Source organism: Kitasatospora sp. NPDC029312, from assembly GCF_055569215.1.
In genome coordinates this window covers 45,258-62,280 of the sequence record NZ_JBVHXY010000013.1, presented here as the reverse complement: position 1 = coordinate 62,280, position 17,023 = coordinate 45,258, and the positions used below count along the sequence as shown (strand labels likewise).

Here is a 17,023-nt window from a genome sequence, read left to right as displayed (position 1 = left end):
GCCACTCGGCCCCGTCTAGTGCCCCGCCGCCGCAGACGACGGCGGCGCCGCGGTGCCGGTCGGGTGTGGGGACGCGGTGCCCGTCGGGGGTGTCGTCGGTGTGGGTGTACCGGTCGGTGGTCCGGAGTGGGATGGCTCCGAGGACGGCGAGCCGGCCCCAGAGGGCGACGGTGAGGGTGCGCCCGTTCCGCTCGGCGACGCGGTGGCCGATGCCGACGCCGTGGCCGACGCCGTGCCCGAGGGCGTGGCCGAAGCGCTGCGGCCGGGTGTCGAGGAGGGCTCCGCCGAGGAGGAGTCTGATCCGCCGCGGTTCTGCGGTCCGCCCTCCAGGGTGACCACCGCTTGGGAGGGTGGCAGGGCGATGCGGGCGGTCCAGGGGGTGGTGGGTGCGAGGTCCTGGTCCACGGTGACGATCACGGTGATCCGCTGTCCCGGTGCCAGCGTTCCCGCGTCGCGGCTGAGCCGGAGCCAGCCGGCGTCCGTCACGGCGCGCCAACGGATTTCTGTGGCACCGGAGTTGGTGAGGGTGAGTACCGTGCGGTTGCCGTACTCGGCGGCCCCGACGGTGAGCTGTCCGGTGGTGTCGGCGGGGCCGCCTCCCCCGGCGGTGGCCCGTTCCACCGTGGGGGCCGGGGCGGCGACCAGGGTGGGGCTGCTGAGCGGGGTCGCGCCCCGGCTCGGGACGGGGACCAGCGGCCCCTGGAAGGTGAGCCGCGGAAACCCAGGCAGCAACGTTTCTGCACCGCCCGACCCGCCGGCTCCCGCCCCCGCCAGCTCCAGCCCCGGCGTTCCCACACCTCCGGCCGCACCGGCCGGGGCCCCCGCCGCCCACGGCTGCGGTGGCCGCTGTCCGGCCTCCCGCCCGGCCTCGTCCACCCGGACCGCTGAGACCGAAGCCGCCGACCCCGACCCGCCGCCGCCCCGGTGCCCGGCCCAGAGCGCGACCACCGGCGCCGCCAGCACCGCTGCGAGCACCCCGGTGGTCACCACCCGCCGCCGCACCGCCAACCCGCGGCCCGCGTCCGGCGCCCGGTGCCGGGGAAAGCCGCTGTGGTCGAACCGCAGCCCGGGCTCGGCGACCACCGCGCCGCGCCGCTCCGGTGCACCGGCCGACGGCAGGTACGCCACCCCGCCCGCCGAGCCACCCGCCGTACCCGAAGCCCCCGCCACACCCGAAGCCTTCGCCGGGCCCGACGCTCCCGCCGACCCAGCCGCCGCCGAGCCCGGCGCCGTCAGCAGCGGCAGCCCCGACAACCCCGCCCCGCCCCCCGCGTTTCCCTCCGCCGCCTCCCCGGCGGCCACCCGCTCCGCCGTCCCCCGGCAGGTCGGGCAGTCCACGACGTGCTGCACCAGTTCCCGCCGTAGCGCCGGCCCGAGCACCCAGTCCCGCCAGGACTCCGCCCCGGCCCCGCCGAGCCGGTCCAGTTCGGGGCAGCTGCCCACCCCGAGCACCAGCAGTGCCGCCCTGGTCCGGGCCACCTCGGCCTCGGCGGTGGCGAGCAGTTCGCGGGTCCGGTCGAACGGCAGGCCCAGCACCGCCGCCACTTCCAGCGGGGTCAGCCGGTGCCGGACGGACAGTTCCAGCGCTTCGCGCTGCTCCGGATCCGTGCCGGCCGCCTCCGGCCAGGCGAGCGAGGCCAGCTCGCGCCGACGCCGGGCCGCTTCGTTCTCGGTCGGTTCGGCAGGTTCGGCGGGTTCGGTGGGTTCCGCCACGGCTTCCCGGGCGGTCCCGTCGGCCAGTCGCCGCAGGCAGCAGTAGCGCGCCAGGGAGAACAGCCAGGCCCGGACGAGTCCGGGCTCGGTCAGTCGGCCGCCGTGCCGCCGGGCCAGCTCGCCGACCTCGCGCAGGGCGTCGGCGGCGGCGTCGTGTTCGCACAGGACCGAGAGGCAGTAGGTGAACAGGCCGTCCACCTGGCGGTCGTACTCCGCCGCCACCGCGGCGGCCCGCGATCCGGGCCCGGCCCCAACAGCCCCTACACTTCGCGTCGTCACCCGTCCGACGGTAGGGACATCGGGCCGTCGGACCCCGCTGTTCGCCGCCTATGTACTTCTTTCGGGTAACAGCATCGCCCATCTGTGTGGGTCCGCCGCCGAGAACCGGTCGGTACTGAGCGGACCGCGCGCTCCCCGGACGGCCGCCGTCCCCGTAACCGGACGGCCGCCGTCCCCGTAGCCGACCGGCCGCCGTGATAACGGACCGGCACTGTCCGACCCAGGCGCTACCGTGGGCCGCATGCCTCCGCGTTCCAAGACCACCGCCAAGCCGCGCCCGGCCTACCGCTGCACCGAGTGCGGCAACCAGCTGCCCAAGTGGGTCGGCCGCTGCCCGGAGTGCAACGCCTGGGGCACGGTCGAGGAGTACGGCGCGGTGCCGCTCCGCACCACCGCCGCCGGCCCGGTCAGCGCGCCCGCCCGTCCGATCGCCCAGGTGGACGGCCAGGTCGCGACGGCCCGTTCGACGGGCGTGCCGGAGCTGGACCGGGTGCTCGGCGGTGGTCTGGTCCCCGGCGCGGTGGTCCTGCTGGCCGGCGAGCCCGGCGTCGGCAAGTCCACCCTGCTGCTGGACGTCGCCGCGAAGGCGGCCTCCGCCCAGCACCGCACGCTCTACGTCACCGGTGAGGAGTCGGCCGGCCAGGTGCGGCTGCGCGCCGACCGGATCAACGCGCTCTCCGAGCACCTCTACCTCGCCGCCGAGTCCGACCTCGGCGCGGTGCTCGGGCACATCGAGGCGGTCAGTCCCGGCCTGCTGATCCTGGACTCGGTGCAGACCATCGCCTCGGCCGAGCTGGACGGCGCCCCCGGCGGTCCGGCCCAGGTCCGCGAGGTGGCGAACGCGCTGATCCGGGCGTCCAAGGAGCGCGGCATGGCCACCCTGCTGGTCGGCCACGTCACCAAGGACGGCCAGATCGCCGGCCCGCGCCTGCTGGAGCACCTGGTGGACGTGGTGCTCAGCTTCGAGGGCGACCGGCACGCCCGGCTGCGGCTCATCCGCGGGGTCAAGAACCGGTACGGCGCCACCGACGAGGTGGGCTGCTTCGAGCTGCACGACGAGGGCATCGTCGGCCTGGCCGATCCCTCCGGCCTCTTCCTGACCAGGCGTGACAAGCCCGTCCCCGGCACCTGCCTCACCGTCACCCTGGAGGGCAAGCGCCCGCTGGTGGCCGAGGTGCAGGCGCTGATGGTGGATTCGCAGATCCCCTCCCCGCGCCGGACCACCTCGGGCCTGGAGTCGCCCCGGATCGCGATGATCCTGGCCGTGGTCGAGCGGCACGGCGGGGTGAAGCTCGGCAAGCAGGACATCTACACCGCGACGGTCGGCGGGGTGAAGCTCAGCGAGCCGTCCGCGGACCTCGCGGTCGCGCTCGCGGTGGCCAGTTCCTCCACCGACACCCCGCTGCCGAGCAACCTGGTGGCGATCGGCGAGGTCGGCCTGGCGGGCGAGGTACGGCGGGTGACGGGTGTGCAGCGCCGGCTCGCGGAGGCGCACCGGCTGGGCTTCACCCACGCGCTGGTGCCGCCGGATCCGGGCAAGGTGCCGCTGGGCATGAAGGTGGTCGAGGTGGCGGACATCGGCGAGGCGCTGCGGGCCATCCCGGGCCGCCGCCGGGCGGCCGCCAAGCCGCGCGGCGAGGGGCGTGGTGAGGCCCCGTCGGCGCCGCCGGCCCCGCGCGCGGCCCGGGTCCCGGCCTCCGCGGAGGAGCTGATGGCAGGCTGGGAGCCGCTGGACTCCGACGAACTGCGCTGACCCAAGCCCTGCCGAAGCCGCACGCAGTTAGACTTTCCCCAGTCTCATTGGCCAGAAGGCAGTACCGGAGCGGTACTGAGCGACACAGCAACAGACCGCGGACCGGCGCACGGCGTGAGGCGCGCGGCACGGGTCGACCGGAGGAGTCACGTGGCAGCCAGCGACCGGGGGGCGGACAAGGCCTCCCGCGAGGAGGCCCTGCTGCGGGCTTCCCTCACCGCCATCGCGCCCGGTACCGCGCTTCGTGACGGCCTGGAGCGGGTCCTGCGGGCCAACACCGGCGGCCTGATCGTGCTGGGTTTCGACAAGACCGTCGAGTCCCTGTGCACCGGCGGTTTCGTCCTGGACGTCGAGTTCAGCGCCACCCGGCTGCGCGAGCTGTGCAAGCTCGACGGCGCGGTGGTGCTCGACAAGGACATCACCAAGATCGTCCGGGCCGGTGTCCACCTGATGCCGGACTCGACCATCCCCACCGACGAGACCGGCACCCGCCACCGCACCGCCGAGCGGGTCAACCGGCAGACCGGCTACCCGGTGGTCGCGGTCTCGCACTCGATGCGGCTGATCGCCATGTACGTCAACGGCACCCGCCGGGTGCTGGAGGACTCGACCACCGTCCTGTCCCGCGCCAACCAGGCGCTGGCCACCCTGGAGCGCTACAAGCTGCGCCTGGACGAGGTGGCCGGCACGCTCTCCGCGCTGGAGATCGAGGACCTGGTGACGGTCCGGGACGTCACGGCCGTGGCGCAGCGCCTGGAGATGGTCCGGTTGATCGCCACCGAGATCGCCGGCTACGTGCTGGAGCTCGGCATCGACGGCCGGCTGCTCTCGCTCCAGCTGGACGAGCTGATCGCGGGCGTGGAGCCGGAGCGCGAGCTGGTCGCCCGGGACTACTTCCCCGAGCGGGCCGCCAAGAAGGGCCGGACGGTCACCGAGGTGCTGGCCGACCTGGAGGCGCTGACCCACGCCGAGCTGCTGGACCTGCAGACCGTCGCCAAGGCGCTCGGCTACTCCGGCTCGCCGGAGTCCCTGGACTCCGCCGTCTCCCCGCGCGGCTACCGCCTGCTGGCGAAGATCCCGCGCCTGCCCAACACGGTGATAGAGCGCCTGGTCGAGCACTTCGGCGGTCTGCAGAAGCTCCTCGCCGCCAGCATCGACGATCTGCAGACGGTGGAGGGCGTCGGCGAGACCCGTGCCCGCTCGGTCCGCGAAGGACTGTCCCGCCTGGCCGAATCGTCCATCCTGGAGCGCTACGTCTGACCGACGCGCGATCGGTGCACGGCCCCCGGAGAAACGCTTCCGCGGGGGCCGTTCGGCGTTTCCGCACCTCCTCGGCCGGGGCGCGGCCACGGCCGGGAAGCGCCGGAGCCCCGGCCGCGCCTGCGGTCGGGGCTCCGGGCCAAGGTGACGCCCGCTCAGCCGTCCAGTCGGATCGAGGTCCGTGCGGACACCTTGTCGCCCGAGAGACCGGTGAGCTCGGCGAGCACGACGTAGGTCCCGTTCGCCGGCGCCGTCTGGTCGGCCGTCGCGCACTGCGGCTTGCTGCGGCTGCGGTCCCAGGTGAAGGTCTCGGTCTGGCTGCCGTTCGCCGGGATCTGCACCCAGATGCTGCCCTTGTCGGGCGGGCAGTCGCCGGAGGACCAGACCCGGTCGTTGTTGTTGCCGCTGACCGTGATCACCGAGGCGGTACGGCCCAGGTCCACCCGGCAGTTGGTGCCGGAGGAGTTCTTGACCGTCAGGGCCAGCTTCGGCTTGTCCTTGGGCTGGTACGGGTTCTGGCTGGGGTTCAGCTCCAGGGCCACCTGGGAGGAGGCGCACACCGGGAGCGCCATCACCTCGGGCGTGTTCACCGCCGGAGCGCCACCACCGGCGCCGCCGGAGCCGCCGGACGTCCCGCCGCCGCTGGCGCCCCCCGAGCTCCCCGCGCCGGCCGAACCACCGCCGGAACCGGAACCGCCCGAGCCGCCCGCGGGCACCGGGTTGGCGCCGCCGGAGCCGCCGCTGAGGCCGACATCGCTGCCGCCCCCGCTCACCGGGCCGCCGGTGCCACCCGTGCCCCCGGTGCCGCCGCCCGGGCGCGCCGCAGGACCGCTCGGCGAGGCGCCGGGCGTGATCGTCTGCGCGGGGGTCTGGCTCTGGGTCGGCGCGGCCTGGGCGGACTTGCCCGGCGATCCGTCGTCACCGCCCCCGCCCTGATCGGTCATCAGCCAGGCGATCAGGGCGATGACCGCCGCGACGGCGGCGAGCACGACGACGCGCCGACGCCAGTAGATCGAGGCCGGCAGCGGTCCCACGGGTTGACGCAGAGAGGGCACGACCAAACTCTACGAGACTGTGTGTGCCGATTGACCCACCAACACCGCGCAGTCGCCCCTTCCTTCACATGATCCGCCGTTTGAGCCGTTCGAGGGAGCTCCGGAAGCCGGTTCTCCGGGTGCTTCCGGCGGCTTCCGGGCCTTCGGGCTCTCGGGGTCGCGGAAGCAGCATCCGGAACCGGCATCGGGAACCCCCGTCCCGGACCAGCGTCCGGAATCAACTCCTCTCCTCCGGCCGCCTCCCCCGGCGTGGGAGGATCGAAGGGCCATGACTGCCATCACCGCCACTGAGCCGACCACTGCGACCGCCCTCGCGACCACCGCCGGTACCGTCCCCGCCCCGCGGCTGCCGATGCCCCTACCGCTGCTGCACTCGACCGTCATCGACTGGTACGAGGCCAGCAAGCGCGACCTGCCCTGGCGGACGCCCGAGGCGACGCCGTGGGCGGTCATGGTGAGCGAGTTCATGCTCCAGCAGACCCCGGTGAAGCGGGTGCTGCCCGCCTGGCAGGCCTGGATGACCCGCTGGCCCACCCCGGCCGACCTCGCCGCCGAGCCGTCCGGCGAAGCGGTCCGGATGTGGGGCCGGCTGGGCTACCCCCGCCGTGCGCTGCGGCTGCACGCGGCCGCCGTGGCGATCACCGAGGAGCACGGCGGTGAGGTCCCGGACGACCACGCCACCCTGCTGTCGCTGCCCGGCGTGGGGGAGTACACCGCGGCCGCGGTCGCCTCCTTCGCCTTCCGCCAGCGGCACGTGGTGCTGGACACCAACGTCCGCCGGGTCTTCGCCCGGGCGGTGACCGGCGTCGAGTACCCGGCCCAGGCCACCACCGCGGCCGAGCGCCGCACCGCGACCGCCCTGCTGCCCGACGACCCCGGGACGGCCGCCACCTGGGCGGTCGGCGTGATGGAACTGGGCGCGCTGGTCTGCACCGCCCGCGGCCCGGAGTGCGGGGACTGCCCGCTGTTCAGCGGCTGCGCCTGGCAGCGGGCCGGCCGCCCGGCGTACGAGGGCCCGGCCCGGCGCGGCCAGTCCTACGAGGGGACGGACCGCCAGGTGCGCGGCAAGCTCCTCGCCGTCCTGCGCGAGGCCCACGGCTCCGTCCCGCAGGCCCGCCTGGACGCCGTCTGGCCGGACGCCGTCCAGCGGGCCAGGGCCCTGGACGGCCTGGTCGCGGACGGCCTGGTCGAGCCGGTCGAACAGGGCGTCTACCGCCTCCCGCAGTGATCCGACGGCGCTCCCGGGGGCGGGTTCTCCCGCCGTGACGTGACGGCGCCCCCGGGAGGAGGGCCTCCCGGGGGCGCCGTACGGACGCGGGGCCGTCAGACGGCCGCCGCCTCCAGCGAGGACTCGGTCGGCTTCTCGCCCTTGCCGGTGCCGCGCAGCGGTACCTCGCGCAGGAACACCGCCGCGGCGATGGCGACCACGGCCACCCCGGCACCCCACAGGAAGACGGTGTGCAGGCCGTTGGACACCGCGTGGTGGTAGGCGTCCTGGATGTAGTCGGGCATCTTGCGCAGCTCGGCCGGGCTGGTCTGACCCGGGTCCTTCGCGCCACCGGGAGGCAGCGGCTTGCCGGCCAGCCGCTCCTTCATGGTGTCGGTCACCCGGTTGTTGAACAGCGCGCCGAACAGCGCGACACCGAAGGAACCGCCGATGGTGCGGAACAGGGTGGCGGTGGAGCTGGCCACGCCCATGTCCTTGAGCTCGACGCTGTTCTGCGCGACCAGCATGGTGATCTGCATCAGGAAGCCCATGCCGGCGCCCAGCACGACCATCCAGCAGGCGGAGGTGAAACTGCTGGTCTCGGTGCCCATGGTGGAGAGCAGGATCAGGCCGCCGGTCATCACGATGGTGCCGATGATCGGGAAGATCCGGTACTTGCCGGTCTTGGTGACGGCCTGGCCGACCACCAGCGAGACGACCAGCATGCCGAACATCATCGGCATCAGCAGCAGGCCGGAGTTGGTCGCCGAGGCGCCCTGGACGATCTGCTGGTAGAGCGGCAGGAACACGGTCGAGCCGAACATCACGAAGCCGACGATGAAGCCGATGATCGAGACCAGGGTGAAGTTCAGGTTCTTGAACAGGCTCAGCGGCAGCATCGGCTCCTCGACCCGCTGCTCCACGTAGCAGAAGGCGATCAGCGAAGCGGCGGCGAGCGCGGCCAGGCCGAGGATCTCCTTGGAGCCCCAGGCGTACTGCTGGCCGCCCCAGGTGGTGATCAGCACGAGCGAGGTGATGCCGGTGGTGAGCAGGATCGCGCCCAGGTAGTCGATCCGGGCGTTGTTGCGGACCTTCGGCAGCTTCAGGGTGACGACGACGACGGCGAGGGCGATCACGCCGAGCGGCAGGTTGATGTAGAAGGTCCAGTGCCAGCTCAGGTGGTCGGTGATGAAGCCGCCGACCAGCGGGCCGCCGATGGTGGCCAGGGCCATCACCGCGGCGAACATGCCCTGGTACTTGCCGCGGTCGCGGGGCGGGACGAGCGCACCCATGATCGACATGACGCCGACCATCAGACCGCCGGCGCCCAGGCCCTGCAGGGCACGGAAGCCGATCAGCTCGTTCATGTTCTGCGACAGGCCGGACAGCGCCGATCCCACCAGGAAGATCACGATCGAGGTGAGGAAGGTGCCCTTGCGGCCGTAGAGGTCGCCGAGCTTGCCCCAGATCGGGGTGGAGGCGGCGGTGGCCAGGGTGTACGCGGTGACCACCCAGGACAGGTGCTCGGCGCCGCCGAGGTCACCGACGATGGTCGGCATCGCGGTGCCGACGATCAGGTTGTCGAGCATGGCCAGCAGCATCGTGACGACCAAGCCGACCATGACGAGGCGGATCTCGCGGGGTGACCGCGGCTGTTCCTCCTCGGCCGTCTTGTCCTCCGGTACCGGGCCGGCGGTCTGGGACTGTGACATGGGGTGGGTCTCCCGGAGGTGGTTCGGACGAGCGTCGCGCCGTGCGGCGGTTCACTTACTTGTCGCCCGGCTAGTTTATCGATCGTCGGCACGGTAGGTTGTTTCCTAGCCGGTCGTCAAGCCAGTTTTAAGACCGACCGCCTGGGCAGGGAGAATGAGCCCGGGGCGGACGCCACCCTGGGGTCCGCAGCAGTCACCGACGCAGTCATGAGGCAGGCCATGGGCACTCCGCACAGCCCCCGCAGCGACACCCGGGCTCGCATCATCGAGGTGTCGTTGGAGCTCTTCTCCGAGCATGGCTACGAGCAGACCTCGCTGCGGGAGATCGCCGACCGGCTGGGCGTCACCAAGGCCGCGCTCTACTACCACTTCAAGACCAAGGACGACATCGTCCTCGGCATCGTCGAGCGGATGGCCGCGCCGATCGACGAGACCATCGAGTGGGGCCGCAAGCAGACCTGGAGCCCGGAGGTCCGCGACGAGCTGATCCGCCGCTTCGCGGACGGGATGGCCGAGCGGGCGCCGCTGCTGCGCTTCTTCCACGAGAACCAGCCCGCCCTGCGCGAGTCCCCGGCCGGGCTCGCCTTCCGGGACCGCATGGTCACCATGGTGCAGCTGGTGCACGGGCCGGCCGCGGACTTCCCGGACCGCCTGCGGGCCGCGATGGCCCTGTTCACCGTGCACTCGGCCCTGTTCCTGCTCAAGCAGGACACCTCGGACTGCGCCCACGCCCGGAACGTCTGGGGCGAGAAGCTGCCGACGGCCGACCTCGACGAGGCGATCAGTGCGGCCAGGGAAGTCTCGCTGGAGATCGGCGCCCGGATCAGCCACCCCGTCCGCACCACCGGCTGAGCCCGACGACAGGGCCCCGAGGACGGGGACACGGCCGGCGTGTGGACCAGCGCGTGGACCAGGGCGTGCGGAGCCGGGCGGTGCTGGACGGGTGCTGAACGGGGCGGGGTTTAGAAGGCCGTGACGCCGTGTGCGGACAGGTAGGCGACCGGGTCGATCACCGCGCCGTAGCGGTTGCTGGTGCGGATCTCGAAGTGCAGGTGCGGCCCGGTCGAGTTGCCGGTGTTGCCGGACAGCCCGACCCGCTCGCCCGCCGACACGTGCGCGCCCGCCTGGACCGAGAGCGCGGACAGGTGGGCGTACTGGGCGAAGTGCCCGTCGGCGAGCCGCAGGACGACCTCCTTGCCGTAGGCGCCGTCCCAGCGGGCCGAGACCACCGTCGCGTCGCCGACCGCCAGTACCGGGGTGCCCGGGCGGACCGCGAAGTCGACGCCGGTGTGGTACCCGGCGGCGTACTCGGAGTTGGCCACCCCGTACGGGTTGCTGGTCGGTGCGTTCGGCACCGGCGCCGACCAGTCCGGCGCGGGGGCGGGTGCCGGCGCGGGCTCCGACCCCGATCCCGGCTCCGGAGAAGGCGCGGGCGAAGGCGCGGGCGCGGGTGCCGTGGCCGGCGGCTCGGCCGACTGCAGGTTGGGCGCCACCGCCACGAACGCCTGCGCCGAGGCGGCGTCCTCCGGCAGCCGGTACGGGCTGGGTCCGGCCACCTGGACCACGCCCGGGTCGGGCACCGCCGCCTGAGTGGCCGTGAAGGCGGAGCTGCCCGGGGTGGTCGGCCGCACGGTCTGCGCCGAGGCACTGCTCGGCGCCGCCGCCAGCAGCACGCCGGCCAGCAGCACCGCGGCCGCCCCGACGGAGGCGACGGCGTGGTCGCGCTCGGCCCGCTGCCGACTGCCCGGCAGGGTGGTGTGCCGGGGCACGGCGAGCGCGCGCAGTGGCGGCGCAGCATGGCTGCGGAGGGCGTGGGCGAGTCGGGGCTGCCAGACGGCCGCCTGGGCCGCCGTTCGGGCGGCGAGCCGGCGCAGGGCCGGCCTTACGGGCGGAACGGTGGACATCGCCTGGTGTACCTCACGGTCGTGCGGGATCAGCACCGGAGCGCCCGGTTGGGGCGCGTGCTGAGCGGGGGACCACTCAGCTTTAACCGGCACCGAGCGCACGCCCAAACCGGGCGTCGTACTACGGCAGGTAGTTCTCGCCGAGCCGGAGGCCGGGCTGCGCGCGACCAATGATCATGGGCCCGCCACGCCCAGTGCCGGGCCCCGTCCGTCCCGGCCGCGCGCTGGATCGGCCTACTAGAGCCGGTCGTACTACGCCGGGCCGCTGTGACCAGCACCACCCGCGCCCCGGGCTCCCCAGTGTTCCCGCCGTCGACGACGGCCGCCGCACACGCGTCCGGCCCGCCCCCGCGTAGTGCGGGGACGGGCCGGACGTGGAGTGTGGTTCAGAGCCGTGCGGTCACCCGCCGATCGTCAGGACGATCAGTTGTCGACCGGGCGGACCCGGATCCAGGTCTCCAGGTAGTTCGCGGACTCGTTCTCGACCTCGATGCTGGTGCCGGTCTTGGGCACGTCGACACCGCTGTACGGGTTGTCCTTGGACCACCAGGACTTCAGATCGGAGAACTCGTCGACGCCCTTGGACTTCGGGATGACGGTCTCGGCGTCGGCCTTGTGCAGGGTCAGCGCCGGGACGCGGCGCGAACCGAAGGTCGAGTCGAAGCCCTGCATGCGCGGACGCATCAGGGTGCCGTCGGCCCACTTCATCGGGGTCGGGTGCGAGTCGACCGGCAGGACGAGGCCGTGGCCCGGGTGGGCGCTGACGTTGTTGTCGGTCTGCGAGCCGTCCCAGTACCAGATCAGCAGGCCGGGCTGGTACGCGTAGTGCTCGACCCAGTTCGGCTTGCTGGCGGAGCCGAAGTTGTACGGGCCGGTCTTCAGCGTCTGGTCGAAGGACACGTACTGCTTGTTCTCCGCGATGTAGTACTGCGCGTAGTCCTTGGTGTACGAGCCGCCGAAGCGGGTGAAGCCGGCGGCGGTCCAGCCGTTGTCGCCGTTCTCCACGTCGTCGCTGAACACGGTCGCGCCGTCGGCGGTCACCGCGACGTTGTCCACCGCGAAGCCGCGGTAGTGCAGGCCGCCGTCGGTGGTGTTGTGGTAGCGGAACCGGATCTTCTGGCCGGCGTAGGCGTCCAGGTTGAAGGACAGGTCGCCCCAGGCGGCGGCGAGGCCGTTGACGGCCGGGCGGCCGTTCTCCTTCGGGAGCGCGGTGCCGTTCCAGGTGCCGTCCACGACGGTCCAGGTCTTGCCGCCGTCGGTGGAGACTTCACCGAAGGCGTAGTCGAAGTCCGGCTCCAGCTCGTACCAGGCCTTGGCGTTGATGCTGGCCTTGGTCTTGCCGGTGAGGTCGATGTCCCGGGTCAGCGTGACGTTGAGGTTGTCGGCGCTGCCGCTCCACCACTCGTTGCCGCCCGCGAACGGCTTGTTGACGTCGGTGGTGATGCTCTTCTTCGGCAGCTCGACGAGGAGCGCCTGCGGCAGGTCGGTGTTGTACTCCACCGGGCCGATGTGGTGCGTCGACTCGGTGCCGGCCTTGGCGTGGTCGACCTTCAGCCAGCCGAGCTGGTACTTGCTCCAGGCGTCGAGGTCGTTCGGCATGTCGCCGATGCTGTCCTTGCCCTCGCCGAGCCAGGAACCGGAGGACATCAGCGACCAGAAGCCGACCGAGTTGTCGATGCCCTTGCCGGCGGTGTCGTAGAGGTCCGGCAGACCGAGGTCGTGGCCGTACTCGTGGGCGAAGACGCCGAGGCCGCCGTTCTCCGGCTGCATGGTGTAGTCGCCGATCCAGAGGCCGGAGTTGCCGACCTGGACGCCGCCGAGCTTGTTGCCGTCGGGGCCGGCCTGGCCCGTCAGGTTGCCGTAGACGTACGAGCGGTGCGCCCACAGGGCCTTGCTGCCCTGCTTGCCGCCGCCGGCCGACTTGTCCTCACCGGCGTGCACGATCTGGAAGTGGTCGATGTACCCGTCGGGCTGGTTGAAGTTCCCGTCGTGGTGCGAGCCGTAGCGGTCCCACTGGTCGTACTGAGCCAGGGTCGCCTTGATCTGCTCGGGGCTCTGACCCTTCGCCAGCTGGTCCTTGTACCAGATGTCCACGGCGTCGCGGATCAGGTCCTGGGCGCTGGCGCAGACGTTGGAGCCGCAGTAGTCGGAGCCGTACCGGGCCTCGTTCCACGGCACCCGGACCCAGTCCGAGACCACGCCGTCGACCGAGTAGCGGCCCGAGGACTGCTTCTCGTAGAAGGTCTTCAGCGAGGGCTTGTCCTTGGAGAAGTACAGGTCCTGGTAGTGCTGCTGGTTGTAGTCGGCCTGCCAGGCGGTCGAGTTGTTCGTCGCGCGGTCCGGCGCGGCGATCTCGTTGTGCTTCGGGCCGGGCTCACCGCCGTACTTGACCTTGCCGTCGGCGGTCTTGGTGGTGTCGTCGACCTGGTCGCCGAAGTCGACGAGGATCGTGAAGATCTTGTCCGTGCGCTCGCGGGCGAGCTCCACGTACTTGTCCTTGCCGAGCTTCACGCTGGTGCTGCCGTTGTGCTGCTCGACCTGGGCGGTGCCGTCGAGGAGCTGCTCGGTGGCGGCCTTGTGCTCGGCCTCCACCTTGGCGGTCAGCGGGCCCGGGATGTTGTGCTCCGTGTTGACGGCCTGGACGGCGTCGGCCGGGTCCTTCGGCACGGGGGCCGAGCCGGCCGCCACGGCGGCGCTCGGGAACAGGCCCGCCCCGAGCGTGACTATGACCGCCGCAGCCGTCGCGACCGCAGCGGTTCTCCTGGTGTTCTTCAAGGTTGTGACGTCCTCCCCGACCGGGGCCAGCTCTTGGCCAAGGCCCGGCAAACCAAAATGAAAGACAGGTGGACGTCATTTGATCCAAGCGTGCACAGAAAAGATAGACCTTGACCGTGACATGGGCACGGCGCTATCCTCCCCGGCTTCACATCAGCTGACAAAGAGTCAACCGTATGTTGGTTAAAGCTTACTGAGAAATGGGGCGTACTCGCACCAACCGGTCGGGAAGCCGCCCGTCCGGACCGCACCCGCGTGGTGGCCGCCCGCCCCCGAACGCACCGAGCCCCCGGCGCGGACGCCGGGGGCTCGGTGGCTGTGAAGTTGTCTGTTAAATGTTGGTCACTTCGTCAGGTCCGGACCGGACGAGGCGACCGCAGCCGGGGTGTCCGCGACGGCCGACTTCTCTTCACCGCGGAAGGTGAACTTGGCCTCCTTGCCCTCACCCTCGACGTCGACGACGACGATGTGGCCGGCACGCAGCTCGCCGAAGAGGATCTTCTCGGAGAGGTGGTCCTCGATCTCGCGCTGGATGGTGCGGCGCAGCGGACGGGCGCCCAGGATCGGGTCGTAGCCGCGCTTGGCCAGCAGCTTCTTGGCCTCGACGCTGAGCTCCAGGCCCATGTCCTTGTCCTTGAGCCGCTCGTCCACCTTGTCGATCATGAGGTCGACGATCTGGATGATGTCGTCCTCGGACAGCTGGTGGAACACCACGATGTCGTCGACGCGGTTCAGGAACTCGGGGCGGAAGTGCTGCTTGAGCTCCTCGCCGACCTTCGCCTTCATCCGCTCGTACCCGGTCTGGGTGTCACCCGTGGCCGCGAAGCCCAGGTTGAAGCCCTTGGAGATGTCCCGGGTGCCGAGGTTGGTCGTCATGATGATGACGGTGTTCTTGAAGTCGACCACGCGGCCCTGGGAGTCGGTCAGGCGACCGTCCTCCAGGATCTGCAGCAGCGAGTTGAAGATGTCCGGGTGGGCCTTCTCGACCTCGTCGAAGAGGACCACGGAGAACGGCTTGCGGCGGACCTTCTCGGTCAGCTGGCCGCCCTCCTCGTAGCCCACGTACCCGGGCGGGGAGCCGAACAGCCGCGAGACGGTGTGCTTCTCGGAGAACTCGGACATGTCGAGCGCGATCAGCGCGTCCTCGTCGCCGAACAGGAACTCCGCCAGCGTCTTGGACAGCTCGGTCTTACCGACGCCGGACGGGCCGGCGAAGATGAACGAACCGCCGGGGCGCTTCGGGTCCTTGAGGCCCGCACGGGTGCGCCGGATGGCCTGGGAGAGCGCCTTGATGGCGTCCTTCTGGCCGATGACGCGCTTGTGCAGCTCGTCCTCCATGCGCAGCAGCCGGGAGGTCTCCTCCTCGGTCAGCTTGAAGACCGGGATGCCGGTGGCGGTGGCCAGGACCTCGGCGATGAGCTCCTCGTTGACCTCCGCGACGACATCCATGTCGCCGGCCTTCCACTCCTTCTCGCGCTTGGCCTTGGCCTGCAGGAGCTGCTTCTCGTCGTCGCGCAGGGACGCGGCCTTCTCGAAGTCCTGCGCGTCGATCGCGCTCTCCTTCTCGCGGCGCACGTCGGCGATCTTCTCGTCGAACTCGCGCAGGTCCGGCGGCGCGGTCATCCGGCGGATGCGCATCCGGGAGCCGGCCTCGTCGATCAGGTCGATCGCCTTGTCCGGCAGGAAGCGGTCCGAGATGTACCGGTCGGCCAGGGTGGCGGCGGCGACCAGGGCGGCGTCCGTGATGGAGACCCGGTGGTGGGCCTCGTAGCGGTCGCGCAGACCCTTGAGGATCTCGATGGTGTGCGGCAGCGAGGGCTCCGCGACCTGGATCGGCTGGAAGCGGCGCTCCAGCGCGGCGTCCTTCTCCAGGTGCTTGCGGTACTCGTCCAGGGTGGTGGCACCGATGGTCTGCAGCTCGCCGCGGGCCAGCATCGGCTTGAGGATGCTGGCGGCGTCGATGGCGCCCTCGGCGGCGCCCGCGCCGACCAGGGTGTGCAGCTCGTCGATGAACAGGATGATGTCGCCGCGGGTGCGGATCTCCTTGAGCACCTTCTTCAGGCGCTCCTCGAAGTCACCGCGGTAGCGCGAGCCGGCCACCAGGGCGCCCAGGTCCAGCGTGTAGAGCTGCTTGTCCTTGAGCGTCTCCGGGACCTCGCCCTTGACGATCGCCTGCGCCAGGCCCTCGACCACGGCGGTCTTGCCGACGCCGGGCTCACCGATCAGGACGGGGTTGTTCTTGGTGCGGCGGGACAGCACCTGCATGACCCGCTCGATCTCCTTCTCGCGCCCGATGACCGGGTCGAGCTTGGCCTCGCGGGCCGCCTGGGTCAGGTTGCGGCCGAACTGGTCCAGGACCAGCGAGGTCGACGGGGTGCCCTCGGCGGGCCCGCCGGCCGTGGCCGACTCCTTGCCGCCACCGGTCTGGTAGCCCGACAGCAGCTGGATGACCTGCTGGCGCACCCGGTTGAGGTCGGCGCCCAGCTTCACCAGGACCTGGGCGGCGACGCCCTCGCCCTCGCGGATCAGGCCGAGCAGGATGTGCTCGGTGCCGATGTAGTTGTGGCCGAGCTGCAGGGCCTCCCGGAGCGACAGCTCCAGGACCTTCTTCGCCCGGGGGGTGAAGGGAATGTGACCGGACGGGGCCTGCTGGCCCTGGCCGATGATCTCCTCGACCTGCTGGCGAACGGCCTCAAGAGAAATCCCGAGGCTCTCCAGGGCCTTGGCGGCGACGCCCTCGCCCTCGTGGATCAGACCCAGGAGGATGTGCTCGGTGCCGATGTAGTTGTGGTTGAGCATCCGGGCTTCTTCCTGAGCCAGGACGACAACCCGCCGCGCGCGGTCGGTGAACCTCTCGAACATCGTTTATCGCTCCTCAGAGCGGTCGGGCAGTTCGGGGTCCGTCCCCGCCCTGTCCTTCCGCATGCTAGTCCCGCTCAGCGGCGCGGCCCACGGATTCACTCCCCGGTAGAGGAGCGAGATGCTGCGCGACCAGCCGACACCAATCCCAACCTGATGCTGGGAATCGGTGTTCCCACAGGTGGGCCGGATGCACCGGAATCCGCTACGCCATCGGCGAACAAGAGCCGCCGGGGCGGAGCCGGACCCTCTCCGGCCGGTCGCACTTACTGCCCCTGGACGGGTCCAACAACCCGCCCACCTGCATTCATACCCGGTATCGGGGCGGTTCTCGCGCAGTTTCCGCGGTGGCGGTGTTCGCCTGGCGAGAAGTCCGGCCGCGGTGACGGTGGTTCAACGGCGGTCGGGACCGCCGGTACGGCGTCCCGGTGGTGTCCGCGTTACCGCTTCGCTCCTACAGCGTTGCACAACTCGTGATTGTTCCGCCGCCCGAGCCCGGGCCCGGG

Annotated in this window: 10 protein-coding genes; 4 read left to right on the top strand and 6 right to left on the bottom strand. The window is 71.6% G+C overall.

Annotated features, from left to right (window positions below):
- Window positions 1-15: 15 nt before the first annotated feature.
- A complete protein-coding gene (locus tag ACZ4WV_RS13605; protein WP_465746034.1) occupies window positions 16-1,992 on the bottom strand; it encodes a BACON domain-containing protein in 1,977 nt (658 codons plus the stop codon).
- 241 nt (window positions 1,993-2,233) lie between these two features.
- On the opposite strand from ACZ4WV_RS13605, the gene radA reads away from it, so the two are divergent.
- The gene (radA, locus tag ACZ4WV_RS13600) at window positions 2,234-3,745 is read left to right on the top strand and encodes a DNA repair protein RadA (RefSeq protein WP_465746032.1); all 1,512 of its coding nucleotides are present in this window, start codon (window positions 2,234-2,236) and stop codon (window positions 3,743-3,745) included.
- A gap of 201 nt (window positions 3,746-3,946) precedes the next feature.
- Window positions 3,947-5,005 carry a DNA integrity scanning diadenylate cyclase DisA gene (disA, locus tag ACZ4WV_RS13595; RefSeq protein WP_188306273.1) on the top strand — a complete coding sequence of 353 codons (1,059 nt, stop codon included), beginning with the start codon at window positions 3,947-3,949 and terminating at the stop codon, window positions 5,003-5,005.
- A gap of 155 nt (window positions 5,006-5,160) precedes the next feature.
- Here disA and ACZ4WV_RS13590 read toward each other — a convergent pair whose 3' ends face one another.
- A complete protein-coding gene (locus ACZ4WV_RS13590) occupies window positions 5,161-6,060 on the bottom strand; it encodes a hypothetical protein (protein ID WP_465746030.1) in 900 nt (299 codons plus the stop codon).
- Window positions 6,061-6,328: 268 nt separating this feature from the next.
- Here ACZ4WV_RS13590 and ACZ4WV_RS13585 point away from each other — a divergent pair, with 268 nt between their 5' ends.
- Complete coding sequence (locus tag ACZ4WV_RS13585) at window positions 6,329-7,288, top strand: HhH-GPD family protein (protein WP_465746028.1); 960 nt, start codon at window positions 6,329-6,331, stop codon at window positions 7,286-7,288.
- A 95-nt stretch (window positions 7,289-7,383) separates the two neighbouring features.
- Here the strand turns inward: ACZ4WV_RS13585 and ACZ4WV_RS13580 are convergent, their stop codons facing one another.
- Window positions 7,384-8,979 carry an MDR family MFS transporter gene (locus tag ACZ4WV_RS13580; RefSeq protein ID WP_465746026.1) on the bottom strand — a complete coding sequence of 532 codons (1,596 nt, stop codon included), beginning with the start codon at window positions 8,977-8,979 and terminating at the stop codon, window positions 7,384-7,386.
- Between the two features lie 207 nt (window positions 8,980-9,186).
- On the opposite strand from ACZ4WV_RS13580, the gene ACZ4WV_RS13575 reads away from it, so the two are divergent.
- Complete coding sequence (locus tag ACZ4WV_RS13575) at window positions 9,187-9,831, top strand: TetR/AcrR family transcriptional regulator (protein WP_465746024.1); 645 nt, start codon at window positions 9,187-9,189, stop codon at window positions 9,829-9,831.
- Between the two features lie 110 nt (window positions 9,832-9,941).
- On the opposite strand, the gene ACZ4WV_RS13570 is transcribed toward ACZ4WV_RS13575, so the two are convergent.
- The 3 genes from ACZ4WV_RS13570 to ACZ4WV_RS13560 all read right to left on the bottom strand — a co-directional run bounded on the left by ACZ4WV_RS13570 (window position 9,942) and on the right by ACZ4WV_RS13560 (window position 16,520).
- Window positions 9,942-10,883 carry a M23 family metallopeptidase gene (locus ACZ4WV_RS13570; RefSeq protein WP_465746022.1) on the bottom strand — a complete coding sequence of 314 codons (942 nt, stop codon included), beginning with the start codon at window positions 10,881-10,883 and terminating at the stop codon, window positions 9,942-9,944.
- A 423-nt stretch (window positions 10,884-11,306) separates the two neighbouring features.
- Window positions 11,307-13,658: an immune inhibitor A domain-containing protein gene (locus tag ACZ4WV_RS13565; RefSeq protein ID WP_465746020.1), complete on the bottom strand. Its 2,352-nt coding sequence runs from the start codon at window positions 13,656-13,658 to the stop codon at window positions 11,307-11,309.
- A 342-nt stretch (window positions 13,659-14,000) separates the two neighbouring features.
- Complete coding sequence (locus tag ACZ4WV_RS13560; RefSeq protein WP_030231988.1) at window positions 14,001-16,520, bottom strand: ATP-dependent Clp protease ATP-binding subunit; 2,520 nt, start codon at window positions 16,518-16,520, stop codon at window positions 14,001-14,003.
- Between the last annotated feature and the right edge of the window lie 503 nt (window positions 16,521-17,023).